Source organism: Streptomyces sp. AJS327 (assembly GCF_013450295.1).
Lineage (GTDB): Bacteria > Actinomycetota > Actinomycetes > Streptomycetales > Streptomycetaceae > Streptomyces.
The window spans coordinates 809204-824922 of sequence record NZ_SKBR01000004.1 but is presented as its reverse complement, the minus strand read 5'-3'; the positions used below and the strand labels follow the sequence as shown (position 1 = coordinate 824922).

The 15719-nt window shown below is 68.2% G+C and carries 10 protein-coding genes and 1 tRNA gene; 1 reads left to right on the top strand and 10 read right to left on the bottom strand.

Annotated features, from left to right (window positions below; genetic code table 11):
• Positions 1-173 precede the first annotated feature (173 nt).
• The 10 genes from E0L36_RS25390 to E0L36_RS25345 all read right to left on the bottom strand — a co-directional run bounded on the left by E0L36_RS25390 (position 174) and on the right by E0L36_RS25345 (position 13839).
• Positions 174-4106: a DNA-directed RNA polymerase subunit beta' gene (locus E0L36_RS25390; RefSeq protein ID WP_180931569.1), complete on the bottom strand. Its 3933-nt coding sequence runs from the start codon at positions 4104-4106 to the stop codon at positions 174-176.
• Positions 4107-4259: 153 nt separating this feature from the next.
• On the bottom strand, positions 4260-7745 hold the full coding sequence (gene rpoB, locus E0L36_RS25385) for a DNA-directed RNA polymerase subunit beta (RefSeq protein WP_180931568.1): 3486 nt from the start codon (positions 7743-7745) through the stop codon (positions 4260-4262).
• Between the two features lie 544 nt (positions 7746-8289).
• The gene (gene rplL / locus E0L36_RS25380) at positions 8290-8682 is read right to left on the bottom strand and encodes a 50S ribosomal protein L7/L12 (RefSeq protein ID WP_180931567.1); all 393 of its coding nucleotides are present in this window, start codon (positions 8680-8682) and stop codon (positions 8290-8292) included.
• An 82-nt stretch (positions 8683-8764) separates the two neighbouring features.
• Positions 8765-9334, bottom strand: coding sequence for a 50S ribosomal protein L10 (gene rplJ / locus E0L36_RS25375; RefSeq protein ID WP_180931566.1), 570 nt, complete (start codon positions 9332-9334; stop codon positions 8765-8767).
• Between the two features lie 442 nt (positions 9335-9776).
• Complete coding sequence (locus E0L36_RS25370; protein ID WP_180931565.1) at positions 9777-10718, bottom strand: hypothetical protein; 942 nt, start codon at positions 10716-10718, stop codon at positions 9777-9779.
• Between the two features lie 147 nt (positions 10719-10865).
• Positions 10866-11588, bottom strand: a complete 723-nt coding sequence (gene rplA / locus E0L36_RS25365) for a 50S ribosomal protein L1 (protein WP_180931564.1) — start codon at positions 11586-11588, stop codon at positions 10866-10868.
• Positions 11589-11694: 106 nt separating this feature from the next.
• Positions 11695-12129 carry a 50S ribosomal protein L11 gene (gene rplK, locus E0L36_RS25360; protein ID WP_180931563.1) on the bottom strand — a complete coding sequence of 145 codons (435 nt, stop codon included), beginning with the start codon at positions 12127-12129 and terminating at the stop codon, positions 11695-11697.
• A gap of 260 nt (positions 12130-12389) precedes the next feature.
• Entirely contained in the window at positions 12390-13292 is a 903-nt protein-coding gene (nusG, locus tag E0L36_RS25355; protein WP_180931562.1) for a transcription termination/antitermination protein NusG, read from the bottom strand.
• An 85-nt stretch (positions 13293-13377) separates the two neighbouring features.
• On the bottom strand, positions 13378-13656 hold the full coding sequence (gene secE / locus E0L36_RS25350) for a preprotein translocase subunit SecE (protein WP_180931561.1): 279 nt from the start codon (positions 13654-13656) through the stop codon (positions 13378-13380).
• 110 nt (positions 13657-13766) lie between these two features.
• Positions 13767-13839: transfer RNA gene (locus E0L36_RS25345), tRNA-Trp, on the bottom strand.
• Between the two features lie 426 nt (positions 13840-14265).
• Between E0L36_RS25345 and E0L36_RS25340 the strand changes: the two genes are divergently transcribed.
• Complete coding sequence (locus tag E0L36_RS25340) at positions 14266-15504, top strand: pyridoxal phosphate-dependent aminotransferase (protein WP_180931560.1); 1239 nt, start codon at positions 14266-14268, stop codon at positions 15502-15504.
• The last annotated feature ends 215 nt before the right edge of the window (positions 15505-15719 follow it).

Sequence of the window (15719 nt, the reverse complement as noted above, 5' to 3'; positions counted from 1 at the left end):
TCCCGGCACTCTGCCCGGACTCCCCTGGTTCCACGGCTGGTACGACACGGACCCCACCTCCCGGCGTTCCCCTCATCATCCATGACGTCCGGTGGGATGGGGGAGTTCCGGTGGGGACGAACAACGCGAGAGGCGCCCGTCCCCTCGGGAACGGGCGCCTCTCGTCAGCCACGTCAGGCGTTGTACGGACCGTAGTCGTAGTCCTCCAGCGGTACCGCCTGGCCGGAGCCGGTACCGAAGGGCGAGTAGTCGATGTCGTCGTATCCGACGGCCGAGTACATCGCGGCCTTGGCCTCCTCGGTCGGCTCGACCCGGATGTTCCGGTAGCGGGACAGGCCCGTACCGGCCGGGATGAGCTTACCGATGATCACGTTCTCCTTGAGACCGATCAGGGAGTCCGACTTGGCGTTGATCGCCGCGTCGGTCAGCACCCTGGTCGTCTCCTGGAAGGACGCGGCGGAGAGCCACGACTCGGTCGCCAGCGACGCCTTCGTGATACCCATCAGCTGCGGACGGCCGGAGGCGGGGTGACCGCCCTCCGCCACCACGCGGCGGTTCTCACCCTCGAACTTGGTGCGCTCCACCAGCTCGCCGGGCAGCAGCTCGGCGTCGCCGGACTCGATGATCGTCACCCGGCGGAGCATCTGCCGGATGATGATCTCGATGTGCTTGTCGTGGATCGACACACCCTGCGAGTTGTAGACCTTCTGCACCTCACCGACCAGGTGGACCTGGACCGCGCGCTGGCCGAGGATCCGCAGCACGTCGTGCGGGTTCTCGGTACCCACCGTCAGCTTCTGGCCGACGACGACGTGGTCGCCCTCCTGCACGGTCAGCCGGGCGCGCTTCGACACGCTGTAGGGCATGTCGTCCGAGCCGTCATCCGGGGTGACGACGACCTTCTTGGTCTTCTCCGTCTCCTCGATGCGGACCCGACCGGCCGCCTCCGTGATCGGCGCGACGCCCTTGGGCGTACGGGCCTCGAACAGCTCGACCACACGCGGCAGACCCTGGGTGATGTCGTCGCCCGCCACACCACCGGTGTGGAAGGTGCGCATCGTCAGCTGGGTGCCGGGCTCACCGATCGACTGCGCCGCGATGATGCCGACTGCCTCACCGATGTCCACCAGCTTGCCGGTGGCCAGCGACCGGCCGTAGCACATGGCGCAGGTGCCGACCAGCGACTCGCAGGTGAGGATCGAGCGGGTCTTGACCGTCTCGACGCCGTACCGGACCAGCTCGTCGATGAGCACGTCGCCCAGGTCGGTGCCGGCCGGGGCGAGCACCCTGCCGTCCACCACGATGTCCTCGGCGAGGCAGCGCGCGTACACGCTGGTCTCGACGTCGTCGGTCTTCCGCAGGCTGCCGTCGGTGTTCCGCACCGCGATCGCCAGCTTGAGGCCACGGTCGGTACCGCAGTCCTCCTCGCGGATGATCACGTCCTGCGAGACATCGACCAGACGACGCGTCAGGTAGCCCGAGTCCGCGGTACGCAGCGCGGTGTCCGCCAGACCCTTACGGGCACCGTGCGTGGAGATGAAGTACTCCAGCACCGAGAGACCCTCCCGGAACGACGCCTTGATGGGCCGCGGAATGGTCTCGTTCTTCGCGTTGGACACCAGACCGCGCATACCCGCGATCTGCCGCATCTGCATCATGTTCCCTCGGGCGCCCGAGTCCACCATCATGAAGATCGGGTTCGTCTTCGGGAAGTTCTCGTTCATCGCCTCGGAGACCTCGTTGGTCGCCTTGGTCCAGATGGCGATGAGCTCCTGCGTGCGCTCGTCCTTGGTGATCAGACCGCGCTCGTACTGCTTCTGGACCTTCTCGTCCTGGCTCTCGTAGCCCGCGATGATCTCCGGCTTGGCGGCCGGGACGACCACGTCCGAGATCGCGATGGTCACGCCGGAACGGGTCGCCCAGTAGTAACCGGCCGACTTGAGGTTGTCCAGCGCCGCCGCGACGACGACCTTGGGGTAGCGCTCCGCCAGGTCGTTGACGATCTGGGAGAGCTGCTTCTTGCCCACGGTGTAGTCGACGTAGGCGTACTCCTCGGGCAGCAGCTCGTTGAAGAGCGCCCGGCCCAGGGTCGTCTGGAGCCGGAAGCCGTCGCCCGGCTGCCACTCGCCCATGCCGTAGCCGCCGTCCGTGGCGGAGGCGTCCTCCGACTCGGTGGCGGGCGGCGGGGTCCAGCCCAGGGGCGGGACGGACCCGGCCGGGAACCGGATGTCGACCTGCGCCTGGAGCGAGACCTCACCCGCGTCGAACGCCATGATCGCCTCGGCCGGCGAGTTGAACGAGCGCCCGTCGCCCTTGGTCTCCCCTTCGACCTCGTCGGTCGTGAGGTAGAACAGGCCGAGCACCATGTCCTGGGTGGGCATGGTCACCGGACGGCCGTCGGCGGGCTTGAGGATGTTGTTCGAGGACAGCATCAGGATCCGCGCCTCGGCCTGGGCCTCGGCGGACAGCGGCAGGTGCACCGCCATCTGGTCCCCGTCGAAGTCCGCGTTGAACGCGGTGCAGACGAGCGGGTGGATCTGGATCGCCTTGCCCTCGACGAGCTGCGGCTCGAAGGCCTGGATACCCAGCCGGTGCAGCGTCGGCGCGCGGTTCAGCAGCACCGGGTGCTCCGCGATGACCTCTTCCAGCACGTCGTACACGACCGTCCGGCCGCGCTCCACCATCCGCTTCGCGGACTTGATGTTCTGCGCGTGGTTCAGGTCGACCAGCCGCTTCATGACGAACGGCTTGAACAGCTCCAGCGCCATCGCCTTCGGCAGCCCGCACTGGTGCAGCTTGAGCTGCGGACCGACGACGATCACCGAACGCGCCGAGTAGTCGACGCGCTTGCCCAGCAGGTTCTGCCGGAACCGGCCCTGCTTGCCCTTGAGCATGTCGGAGAGCGACTTCAGCGGGCGGTTACCCGGACCGGTGACCGGACGGCCACGGCGGCCGTTGTCGAAGAGCGCGTCAACGGCCTCCTGAAGCATCCGCTTCTCGTTGTTGACGATGATCTCGGGCGCGCCCAGGTCCAGGAGCCGCTTGAGGCGGTTGTTCCGGTTGATCACCCGGCGGTACAGGTCGTTCAGGTCGGAGGTCGCGAAGCGGCCACCGTCCAGCTGCACCATCGGACGCAGGTCCGGCGGGATCACCGGAACGCAGTCCAGCACCATGCCCTTGGGGCTGTTGCTGGTCTGGAGGAACGCCGAGACGACCTTGAGGCGCTTCAGCGCCCGGGTCTTCTTCTGGCCCTTGCCGGTCCGGATGATCTCGCGGAGCTTCTCCGCCTCCTCGTCGAGGTCGAAGGTCTCCAGCCGCTTCTGTAGCGCGGCGGCGCCCATCGAGCCGTCGAAGTAGGTGCCGAAGCGGTCCCGCAGCTCACGGTAGAGCAGCTCGTCGCCCTCGAGGTCCTGGACCTTGAGGTTCTTGAAGCGGTTCCACACCTCGTCGAGCCGGTCGATCTCGCGCTGCGCGCGGTCGCGGAGCTGCTTCATCTCGCGCTCGGCGCCCTCACGCACCTTGCGCCGGACGTCCGCCTTGGCGCCCTCGGCCTCCAGCTCGGCCAGGTCGGACTCCTGCTTCTTGGCCCGCGCCTCCAGGTCGGCGTCGCGCCGCTGCTCGATCTGCTGGCGCTCGACGCCGACGTGCGCCTCCAGCGAGGGCAGGTCGCGGGTCCGACGCTCCTCGTCCACGTACGTGATCATGTACGCGGCGAAGTAGATGACCTTCTCCAGGTCCTTCGGCGCCAGGTCGAGCAGGTACCCCAGGCGCGAGGGGACGCCCTTGAAGTACCAGATGTGGGTGACGGGCGCGGCCAGCTCGATGTGGCCCATCCGCTCCCGGCGCACCTTGGCGCGGGTGACCTCGACACCGCAGCGCTCACAGATGATGCCCTTGAAACGGACGCGCTTGTACTTACCGCAGTAGCACTCCCAGTCCCGGGTCGGGCCGAAGATCTTCTCGCAGAAGAGGCCGTCCTTCTCGGGCTTGAGGGTGCGGTAGTTGATGGTCTCCGGCTTCTTGACCTCGCCGTGCGACCACTGACGGATGTCGTCAGCGGTGGCAAGGCCGATTCGCAGTTCGTCGAAGAAGTTGACGTCGAGCACTCTCGTCAATCCCTCTCAGGGTTGTGCCCCTCGCCGTGGCGAACACGGGGCGCTGTCAGTGGTCTGAACGGGGTCCGGCTGGGGGTCCCCCCGGAAGCGCGGCAGCGGCTCCGGGGAGGGTCGGCGCCCGCGGGGGGACGCCGACCCGACCCGTCAGACCTCTTCGACGCTGCTCGGCTCGCGCCGGGACAGGTCGATACCGAGCTCCTCCGCGGCGCGGAAGACGTCCTCGTCGGTGTCGCGCATCTCGATGGACATACCGTCCGAGGACAGCACCTCCACGTTCAGGCAGAGCGACTGCATCTCCTTGATGAGCACCTTGAAGGACTCGGGGATGCCCGGTTCGGGGATGTTCTCGCCCTTGACGATGGCCTCGTAGACCTTCACTCGTCCGGTGACGTCGTCGGACTTGATGGTGAGGAGTTCCTGGAGGGCGTACGCCGCCCCGTAGGCCTCCAGGGCCCACACCTCCATCTCACCGAAGCGCTGGCCACCGAACTGGGCCTTACCACCCAGCGGCTGCTGGGTGATCATGGAGTACGGGCCGGTCGAGCGGGCGTGCAGCTTGTCGTCGACCAGGTGGTGGAGCTTCAGGATGTACATGTAGCCGACCGAGATCGGGTCCGGGAACGGCTCGCCGGAGCGGCCGTCGTAGAGCCGGGCCTTACCCGAGGGCAGCACCATCCGCTCACCGTCGCGGTTCGGCACCGCGCACTGGAAGAGACCCGCGATCTCGTCCTCCCGGGCACCGTCGAACACCGGGGTGGCGACGTTGGTGCCGGGCTGGACCTCGTCCGCGCCGATCTCGGCCAGCCGCAGCTGCCAGTCGTCGTCCAGGCCGTCGATCTTCCAGCCCTGGCTGGCCAGCCAGCCGAGGTGGATCTCCAGCACCTGTCCCGGGTTCATCCGGGAGGGGACGCCGAGCGGGTTGAGGATGATGTCGACCGGGGTGCCGTCCTCCATGAACGGCATGTCCTCAACCGGCAGGATCTTCGAGATGACGCCCTTGTTGCCGTGCCGGCCCGCGAGCTTGTCACCGTCGGTGATCTTACGCTTCTGGGCGACGTAGACCCGCACCAGCTGGTTGACGCCGGGCGGCAGCTCGTCGCCCTCCTCGCGGTCGAAGACGCGGACGCCGATGACCTTGCCGGTCTCGCCGTGCGGCACCTTGAGCGAGGTGTCCCGCACCTCACGGGCCTTCTCACCGAAGATCGCCCGGAGCAGCCGCTCCTCCGGGGTCAGCTCCGTCTCACCCTTCGGGGTGACCTTGCCCACCAGGATGTCGCCGGCCTCGACCTCGGCGCCGATCCGGATGATGCCCCGCTCGTCGAGGTCGGCGAGGACCTCCTCGGAGACGTTCGGGATGTCCCGGGTGATCTCCTCCGGGCCGAGCTTGGTGTCCCGGGCGTCGACCTCGTGCTCCTCGATGTGCACCGAGGAGAGGACGTCGTCCTGCACCAGCCGCTGGCTGAGGATGATCGCGTCCTCGTAGTTGTAGCCCTCCCACGGCATGAACGCGACCAGCAGGTTCTTACCGAGCGCCAGCTCGCCGTCCTCGGTGGACGGGCCGTCGGCCAGCACCTGACCCTCGATCACCCGCGCGCCCTCGTCGACCAGGACCTTCTGGTTGAAGGAGGTGCCCTGGTTGGAGCGGGTGAACTTGGCGACCCGGTAGGTCGTGTAGGTGCCGTCGTCGTTGGCCACGGTCACGTAGTCGGCCGAGACCTCCTGGACGACGCCGTCCTTGTCGGCCTTGATCACGTCACCGGCGTCCACCGCGCAGCGGTACTCCATGCCGGTGCCGACCAGCGGGGACTCCGCCTTGATCAGCGGCACCGCCTGCCGCATCATGTTCGACCCCATGAGCGCGCGGTTGGCGTCGTCGTGCTCCAGGAAGGGGATCATGGCGGTCGCCACAGACACCATCTGCCGCGGCGAGACGTCCATGTAGTCGACCTCGTCACCAGGGATCAGGTCGACCTCGCCACCTCGACGGCGGATCAGCACCCGGTCCTCGGCGAAACGCATCTCGTCCGTCAGCGGCGCGTTGGCCTGCGCGATGACGAAGCGGTCCTCCTCGTCCGCGGTGAGGTAGTGGACCTCGTCCGTGACGGTGCCGTCGACGACCTTCCGGTACGGCGTCTCGACGAAGCCGAAGGCGTTGACCCGGCCGTACGAGGCCAGCGAACCGATGAGACCGATGTTCGGACCCTCGGGGGTCTCGATCGGGCACATCCGGCCGTAGTGCGAGGGGTGCACGTCCCGGACCTCGAAGCCAGCCCGCTCCCGGCTCAGGCCACCCGGGCCGAGCGCGGACAGCCGGCGCTTGTGGGTGAGACCCGAGATCGGGTTCGTCTGGTCCATGAACTGCGAGAGCTGGCTGGTGCCGAAGAACTCCTTGATGGAGGCGACAACCGGCCGGATGTTGATCAGCGTCTGCGGCGTGATCGCCTCGACGTCCTGGGTCGTCATCCGCTCCCGAACCACCCGCTCCATGCGCGCGAGCCCGGTGCGCACCTGGTTCTGGATGAGTTCGCCGACGTTGCGCAGACGGCGGTTGCCGAAGTGGTCGATGTCGTCCGTCTCGATGACGATCTCGTCGCCCTCGGCGGAGACCGTCTCGGTCTCCCCCGCGTGCAGCTTCACCAGGTACTTGATGGTGGCGATGATGTCGGCGCTGGTGAGCACCCCGGAGTCGAGCGGCTCTTCGCCGCCGAGCTTCTTGTTGATCTTGTACCGGCCGACCTTCGCCAGGTCGTACCGCTTCTGGTTGAAGTAGAGGTTCTCCAGCAGGGTCTGCGCGGCCTCGCGGGTCGGCGGCTCGCCCGGGCGCAGCTTGCGGTAGATGTCGAGCAGCGCGTCCTCCTGACCCTGGGTGTGGTCCTTCTCCAGGGTGGCGCGCATGGACTCGTACTGGCCGAACTCCTCAAGGATCTGCTCGCTGGTCCAGCCGAGCGCCTTGAGCAGCACCGTCACGGACTGCTTGCGCTTCCGGTCGATGCGGACGCCGACCATGTCGCGCTTGTCGACCTCCATCTCCAGCCAGGCGCCCCGGGAGGGGATGATCTTGGCGGAGTAGATGTCCTTGTCGGAGGTCTTGTCGACGGAGCTGTCGAAGTACACCCCCGGCGAGCGGACGAGCTGCGAGACGACGACACGCTCGGTGCCGTTGATCACAAAGGTGCCCTTGTTGGTCATGAGCGGGAAGTCACCCATGAACACGGTCTGGGACTTGATCTCACCGGTCTCGTTGTTCGTGAACTCCGCGGTGACGAAGAGCGGGGCCGCGTACGTGAAGTCGCGCTCCTTGCACTCATCGATGGAGTTCTTCGGCGGCTCGAACCGGTGGTCGCGGAAGGTCAGCGACATCGACCCGGAGAAGTCCTCGATCGGGGAGATCTCCTCAAAGATCTCTTCCAGACCTGACTTGGTGGGGACGTCCTGTCCGCTGTCCAGTGCGGCCTCGACGCGACCCTTCCAGGCGTCGTTACCGAGCAGCCAGTCGAAGCTCTCGGTCTGGAGCGCGAGGAGGTTCGGGACCTCAAGAGGCTCTTTGATCTTCGCAAAAGAGATACGCAGCGGGGCAGTGCTGGCGCCGTTGTTCGAATTGGCAATCGAGGCAGTGCGCGAGGCGGCCAAGAGGGGGTCCTTCCGAGGGCTCGGACTCTCTGCGCGCATACCGGTGCCCCTGATGACGGGAAGGGGGCAGCTATTAGGCAGCGCAAAGGGTCAGTGTAGCCACAAGGCCCACTGATGTCCAGAGCAGATTTCCCGGAACCGCTCCACTCTCCGGCCTCCACCTCCGGTGCCTCGCTCAGCCCGCCCAGGCGGGGTGGTCTCCCCTCCGAGAGGGATCCCCCTAGTTGTGTCTCGCTGCCGCGACCGGCCCGGCGGCCTCGATCGCCGGGCCAGGATGTGTCTGCCGCAACACTTCCCGCTCCGTCCTCAATCCATGCCTCGGATCCAGGATTGATGTGACGACGCGTCCAGAGAATTGCGCGCTGCGTGCCGTACGTCAAGGCCCCCAGGGCAACGAAGATCACCATACCCGGCGCCGGGGACAGCGCGCCGCAGGCGCCGCAACGACGCCGAGGGGCGACCACCCAAGCGGGTGATCGCCCCTCGTGACGCTCTGCGCTGTCACCGCCGACGGGCGGCAACCTCGCAGGTCAGCGCGGTGAAGTCACTTGACCTCGACCGAACCGCCGGCGCCCTCCAGGGCCTCCTTGGCCTTCTCGGCCTGCTCCTTGGAGACCTTCTCCAGGACCGGCTTCGGGGTGCCGTCGACCAGCTCCTTGGCCTCCTTCAGACCCAGCGAGGTCAGCTCACGCACGACCTTGATGACCTGGATCTTCTTGTCGCCCGGGCCGGCGAGGATGACGTCGAACTCGTCCTGCTCCTCGGCGGCGGCGGCCTCGCCGCCACCACCCTGCGCCGGGGCGGCGATGACGGCGGCGGCCGGGGCGGCGGCCTCGACGTCGAACTTCTCCTCGAAGGCCTTCACGAACTCGGAGAGCTCGATCAGGGTCATCTCGCTGAACTGGTCAAGCAGCTCGTCCTGGCTGAGCTTCGCCATGGTGGGCGGTCCTTCCACTAGATCGGCTGGTGCCGGATGAATATGTCGGCGGGCTTACCGGCCCGCTGCGACCGAGTCGGTCTTACTCGGACTCGGCCTCGGCGGGAGCCGAAGTATCGGCACCGCCCTGCTCCACCTTGCTGCGCAGCGCGTCCGCGGTGCGGACGAACTTCGACAGGGGGGCCTCGAAGGTCGCCGCGGCCTTGGCCATGGACGCCTTCATGTCACCGGCCAGCTTGGCGAGCAGCACCTCACGGGACTCAAGGTCCGCGAGCTTCTGGAGGTCGGCGGCGCTGTACTGCGCGCCGTCGACGATGCCGCCCTTGATCTCCAGGGCGGGGTTCGTCTTGGCGAAGTCACGGAGACCCTTCGCCGCCTCGACCGGGTCACCGGTCACGAAGGCGACGGCCGACGAGCCAGTGAAGAACTCGTCCAGCTCGGTGATCCCAGCCTCGTTGGCCGCGATCTTGGTCAGCGTGTTCTTCACCACACGGTACTGAGCGTTGTCACCGAGCGACCGGCGCAGCTGCTGGAGCTGCGCCACGGAGAGTCCGGTGTACGCGGTGACCACAGCAGCGTTGGAGTTCCGGAACTTGTCCGTCATCTCCTCCACGGCTGCGACCTTGTCAGGTGCGATCTGGTCCCTCGCCATGGGCCTCGGCCTCCTTCCGGGTGATGAGGACCGCTCGGAAGGGGCTGGACAAAACGAAACGCCCCAGCGCAGGCGCATGGGGCGTGGCTCGACCGAGTGGATGCCCGGGAGTCTTCCTCAGTCACCTGCGCGGGTCGCCCGCAGCTAGCGGATCCTTCGGCCACCGCACCTCTGTATGAGCACGGCGACGACCAGCGGTCTTTGGCTTCTCCCGGAGAATACGCGAACGGCTCGGCCAGCACCAAATCGGTTCCGCTCCCAGCGGACCGTACCGGGGCGACCCGGCCGTACGGCCTCGGAGGCGGGTGGGACAGGCGGGGACGGTTTGCGCGGGCCCCCGACGGCCCCGGGCCCGAACGGGCCTGGAGCCGAGCGCGGTTGGGGGCGCCCGTCCGGAAACCGCCACGCGAAACCGCGGACGGGCCGGACGGGCGTCCGGGCGTCAGCTCAGGGCACCCTGTCCCGGTCCCCGGTTCTTCCAGGAGTCCAGGTCGCTGAGGTCGACCGTCTGGGAGGCGGGCGGGGCCTGCACCTTCACCGGGGTTCCGTAGTCGGTGAACCGGGTGGAGACCTTGACCGATCCCTTCTTTCCGGACATCGCGAGGTCCGTCCGCACGGGGTACTCGTCACCGCCGACCCAGGCGTCGATGTCGAAGCCGCTGAAGCCCTGCTTCTTGAGGGTGTTCAGCTGCCGCTTGCGCTCCTTGTCGCTGACTCCGCCGCTCGCCTCGGCGGCCAGCGCCTCCTCCAGCGTCACCGTGCCGGAGTAGTGCGTGGCCTTCACTCCACCGATCTTGGTCTCACCGACCTTCTTGACCTGTGGGGAGTCGACGAGGAGGCTCATCTGCTGTGCCGGGTCCTGCTGTTGGGCTCCGCTCGGCATCCCGTTGAACTCCCCCTCGGTGAGCTGCGCGGGGTCGACCCTCAGCCACCGCTTGCCGCCGAGACCGGCCGCGGCCTGCTCCCCCGCGTCGAGGTAGCTGACACCGTCGAGCATCCGCAGGCGCATCTCCTCCGGCGCTCCCAGCTCCTTCAACATGCCGGTGTCCAGGGTGGTCTCGGCCGCGACCGGGTCCCAGCTCTGGCTGCCGGACATGCTGAACTCACCGTCGCCCTGGCCGACGCCCTGGCCCGTGACCTTGATGGTGGAGGTGAACTTCACCGACTTGGCGCGCTTGGTCTTCTCCGTGGCCGCCGTCAGCACCTTGGTGACGGAACCGCCGCCCTCCGTACCGTCCTTGGCCGATCCGTCGTCGTCCCCACCGGACGACTGGCAGGCGGTCAGGGTGGCGGCCAGCGCGAGGGCACAGCCGCCCAACAGGCGCCTCCGCCGCGCGCTCGGCTTCGTGGGCCTCGTCCCCTCAACCTGTACGCCGATCTGCATCGTGCTCCCCCACCCGTCGTAGACAGATTTTCGGGCCAGCAGCCTACCTCCCGCCGGGGACGGAAGGACAACGCGACGGTCCCCGCCCTCCAGCGGAGGACGGGGACCGGGAGACGCTCAGCGCGTGGCGCGGGGCTGGGCCGTGGCTCAGACCGCCAGCGCGTCCTCCTCGCTCAGGAGGTTGCGGGTGCGGTTGGAGTCCACGGGGACGCCCGGGCCCATGGTGCTGGTGAAGGTGATCTTCTTGATGTACCGGCCCTTCGCGGCCGAGGGCCGCAGCCGGGTGATCTCCTCCAGCGCCGCCGCGTAGTTCTCGACGAGCTGCTGGTCATCGAAGGACGCCTTGCCCACGATGAAGTGGAGGTTCGAGTGCTTGTCGACGCGGAACTCGATCTTGCCGCCCTTGATGTCCTCCACCGCCTTGGTGACATCCGGGGTGACCGTGCCGGTCTTCGGGTTCGGCATCAGACCACGCGGGCCGAGCACGCGGCCGAGACGGCCGACCTTGCCCATGAGGTCCGGGGTGGCGACGACCGCGTCGAAGTCCAGACGGCCGCCAGCGACCTCCTCGATCAGCTCGTCGGCGCCGACGATGTCGGCGCCCGCGGCCTCCGCCGCCGCTGCACGGTCACCGGTCGCGAAGACCAGGACCCGGGCGGTCTTACCGGTGCCGTGCGGGAGGTTGACGGTGCCGCGCACCATCTGGTCCGCCTTGCGCGGGTCGACGCCCAGGCGCATGGCGACCTCGACGGTCGCGTCGAACTTCTTCGTGGAGGTCTCCTTGACGAGCCGGATCGCCTCCAGCGGGGCGTGCACCCGGCTGCGGTCGATCTTGGCGTCGCTCTCGCGGAGAGTCTTGCTGCGCTTCACTACTGCTCCTGACAGTCACACCGCGCGGTCAGAGCCGCGGGCAGTAAGGGAGTCGTGGTGTGGGCCAGCGCCTGGCCCTCCCACGGAGACGGACGGTGCCGCGAGGTCAGCCCTCGACGGTGACGCCCATCGACCGGGCGGTGCCAGCGATGATCTTCTCCGCGGCGTCCAGGTCGTTGGCGTTCAGGTCGGGCATCTTGGTGGTGGCGATCTCACGCACCTGGTCGCGGCTGATCTTGGCGACCTTGGTGGTGTGCGGAGTGCCGGAGCCCTTGTCCACACCGGCGGCCTTGAGGATCATCTTCGCGGCCGGCGGGGTCTTGGTGACGAACTCGAAGGAGCGGTCCTCGTAGACCGTGATCTCCACCGGGATGACCCAGCCACGCTGCGACTCGGTCGCCGCGTTGTAGGCCTTGCAGAACTCCATGATGTTGACGCCGTGCTGACCCAGCGCCGGGCCGACCGGCGGAGCCGGGTTGGCCTGGCCGGCCTGGATCTGGAGCTTGATCAGCCCCGCGACCTTCTTCTTCTTGGGAGGCATGCTCTCTCCGGGTCCTAGTGAGAGGTGATTCGTGCTCCGTCCCTCGATCCGGACGAAGCCGCACCACGATAGCTCGTACCGTGGAACGCACAGAAACCGAGCAGGTCAGACGGCTCAGCGGCCATCCGACCCACACGGAGACAGGTGGTCGGTCCCGTCGGGACCGACAGAGGGGGCGCCGTCGTGGCTCACCGGCCACCCGGTGGCGCGGGGCTCGCGATCATCGCGGGTCCCCGGCCGGAACGCCCCCGGCCCTCAGGTCAGTTCTTCTGGATCTGGTCGAAGCTCAGCTCGACCGGGGTCTCCCGCCCGAAGATCTCCACCAGGCCCTTGACCTTCTTGGAGTCCGGGTTGATCTCGTTGATCGTGGCCTGGAGGGTGGCGAACGGACCGTCGGTGACGGTGACCGCGTCGCCCACCTCGAAGTCCAGCACCTGGACCTCGACCTGGCGGCTCGGCGTGCCCGCGGGCTTGCCCTCCTCGTCAGCGGCGGCGGCCTTCGCGGCCTTCTCCTCCGCCTCCGGCGCGAGCATCTTGACGACCTCGTCCAGCGTCAGCGGGTACGGGTCGTAGGCGTTGCCGACGAACCCGGTGACGCCCGGGGTGTTACGGACGACGCCCCAGGACTCGTTCGTCAGATCCATCCGGATGAGGACGTAGCTGGGGAGCTTGTTCTGCCGGACCGTGCGGCGGTCGCCGTTCTTGATCTGGACGACCTCCTCCTGCGGCGTCTCGGCCTGGAAGATGTAGTCCTCGACGTTCAGCGAGACGGCGCGCTGCATGAGGTTGGTCTTCACACGGTTCTCGTAGCCCGCGTAGGTGTGGATCACGTACCACTCGCCGGGGAGGAACCGCAGCTCCTGACGGAGCGCCTCGACCGGGTCGACCTGCTCCTCCGCCTCTTCTTCCACGCTGTCGGCGGCCTGCTCCGCGGCCTCGGTCGTCGCCTCCTCGCCGTCGGCCTCAGTGGCTTCGGCGGTCTCGGTGGCTTCGGCGGGCGCTACGGTCTCGACGCGCACGGCGGTCTCCTCGGCCGCGTCGCTGGCGGCGAGGTCGGCAGCTTCCGTCTTGTCTACGCTGTCCGCCGCCTCGACGATGTCCTGCGCGGTGTCGTCGCCCTCGGCGGACTCGACGGCGGCGTCGTTCAGGTTGGGGTCAGACACGGTGGCTGCTTCTTCCTGGCTACAAGGGGTCGAACGCGCGCCAGTCAGGGTGTTCCCGGGGAACACGCTGGCCGTCACGGAATGGTCAGCCGAAGACGAACTTCATGACTTCGGTCAACCCATAGTCAAGCACGAAAATCAGGGCAATCATGATGACGACGAAAATGATCACCACGGTCGTGTACGTCGACAGCTGATGCCGAGTCGGCCAGACCACCTTGCGGAGTTCGGCGACGATCTGCCGGTAGAAGAGGGCCAGCCGTGCCAGCGGGCCCTTCTTTCCGCGCTTGCCCCCACGCCGGGACTTCTTCCCGTCCGACCCTCCGGGCTCGGGGACCTCGGCGGTATCCGTGATCTCCGTCACTCGTCCTCACCTGATCCGGGTCGTGGCCCTGCGGCGTCCGGCCCGGCCGCACGGCGGTGCAATTCAGTACGTACGCAAGCAAGCACACACCACGCCGACGATGTGTGGAGCAGGGCCGGAGGGACTCGAACCCACAACCGCTGGTTTTGGAGACCAGTGCTCTTCCAATTGAGCTACGACCCTTTGTCCGCTCCTCAACCTACCGCATCCGGACGGCTCCATGGAGTGTCCAGCGATGGCGGAAGGTGAAGGCCAACGACGTAGGAGTGTACGTGGTGAGCGCCCAGCCGTCGAACAGGTACCACCGAACCCCGCGCGCTACCCGGATCGGCGGCCCCCGGAGGCCGCCGGAGTGGGGCCGGGAGGGGGCCGTCCGGGGCCGTGGGAAGCGGGGAAACGGCGGCGGGAAGAGGCCGGAGGAGCACCAGACGAGGCAGGAGCCGGCCGGGAGAGGACAGGAGTGGCCAGTAGGCGCCGGGAGAGGGACGGGAAAAGACCGGAAGGGCGCGGGGGTCGGGGAGTGGACGTCGGGGAGCCGGTCAGGAGCGGGGGGAAGCTGGCCTGAAGGGTGATATGCGGAGGGCAGAACGGGTCTGGGACGATGCTTGTATGACCCCTGCGACACCATCCGCACATTCGTCCGCCGAGCGCCGCGTGTCCGCCCGCGTCGGCGCCATCTCGGAGTCCGCGACCCTCGCCGTCGACGCCAAGGCGAAGGCTCTGAAGGCCGCGGGACGGCCCGTGATCGGATTCGGCGCCGGTGAGCCGGACTTCCCAACCCCCAGCTCCATCGTCGAGGCGGCCGTCACGGCCTGCTCCGAGCCGCGTTTCCACCGCTACACCCCGGCGGGCGGGCTGCCCGAGCTGAAGGCCGCGATCGTCGAGAAGACGCGGCGTGACTCCGGGTACGAGGTCGACGTCTCGCAGGTCCTGGTGACCAACGGCGGTAAGCAGGCGATCTACGAGGCGTTCGCCACCCTCCTGGACCCGGGCGACGAGGTCATCGTCCCCGCTCCGTACTGGACGACCTACCCGGAGTCGATCCGGCTGGCGGGCGGCGTGCCGGTGCCGGTGGTGGCCGACGAGACGACCGGCTACCGGGTGAGCGTCGAGCAGTTGGAGGCGGCGCGTACGGAGCGCACGAAGGTGCTGCTGTTCGTCTCGCCGTCGAACCCGACCGGTGCGGTCTACCCGCGCGCCGAGGTGGAGGCCGTCGGCCGCTGGGCGGCGGAGCACGGGCTCTGGGTGCTCACCGACGAGATCTACGAGCACCTGGTCTACGGCGACGCCGAGTTCACCTCGCTGCCGGTGGTCGTGCCGGAGCTGCGGGACCGCTGTGTGGTGGTGAACGGCATCGCGAAGACCTACGCGATGACCGGCTGGCGGGTCGGCTGGGTGCTGGGTCCGCAGGACGTGGTCAAGGCGGCGACGAACCTCCAGTCGCACGCGACCTCCAACGTGAGCAACGTCGCGCAGGCCGCCGCGCTCGCCGCCGTCTCGGGTGGCCTGGCCGAGGCGGAGGCGATGCGGGTGGCGTTCGACCGCCGTCGGCAGACCATCGTGCGGATGCTGAACGAGATCGAGGGCGTGGTCTGCCCGGAGCCGGAGGGCGCGTTCTACGCGTACCCGTCGGTCAAGGCGCTGCTGGGCAAGGAGATCCGGGGCAGGCGTCCGGGAACGAGCGTGGAGCTGGCCGAGCTGATCCTGGAGGAGGCCGAGGTCGCGGTGGTGCCGGGTGAGGCCTTCGGCACCCCCGGCTATCTGCGGCTCTCCTACGCGCTGGGCGACGAGGACCTGGTCGAGGGCGTCTCCCGGCTACAGTCGCTGCTCGGGGAGGCGCGCGACTGAGACCGCGCCCCTCGGGCGCGTTCCGCTCGCCCACCGGGTGACCACTGAGCGCCCCGTTGACGCCACCGACCGTCCACGGGGTGATGTCCGCTGCCCCCGCGAGCTGAGAGGCCCGCCGTGCCAACGCGCGGCGGGCCTCCGGGACTTCGGACGGCCGCGAGGGGCGGCCCCTGGCCCTCCGCCCTCGGTCGGACCGGATCGGTCGGACCGGAGCG

Excerpts from the sequence above, each read along its gene's own strand:
- rplL (WP_180931567.1), bottom strand. The coding sequence starts at position 8,682 with ATGGCGAAGCTCAGCCAGGACGAGCTGCTTGACCAGTTCAGCGAGATG.
- rplJ (WP_180931566.1), bottom strand. The coding sequence starts at position 9,334 with ATGGCGAGGGACCAGATCGCACCTGACAAGGTCGCAGCCGTGGAGGAG.
- E0L36_RS25370 (WP_180931565.1), bottom strand. The coding sequence starts at position 10,718 with ATGCAGATCGGCGTACAGGTTGAGGGGACGAGGCCCACGAAGCCGAGC.
- rplK (WP_180931563.1), bottom strand. The coding sequence starts at position 12,129 with ATGCCTCCCAAGAAGAAGAAGGTCGCGGGGCTGATCAAGCTCCAGATC.
- E0L36_RS25340 (WP_180931560.1), top strand. The coding sequence starts at position 14,266 with ATGACCCCTGCGACACCATCCGCACATTCGTCCGCCGAGCGCCGCGTG.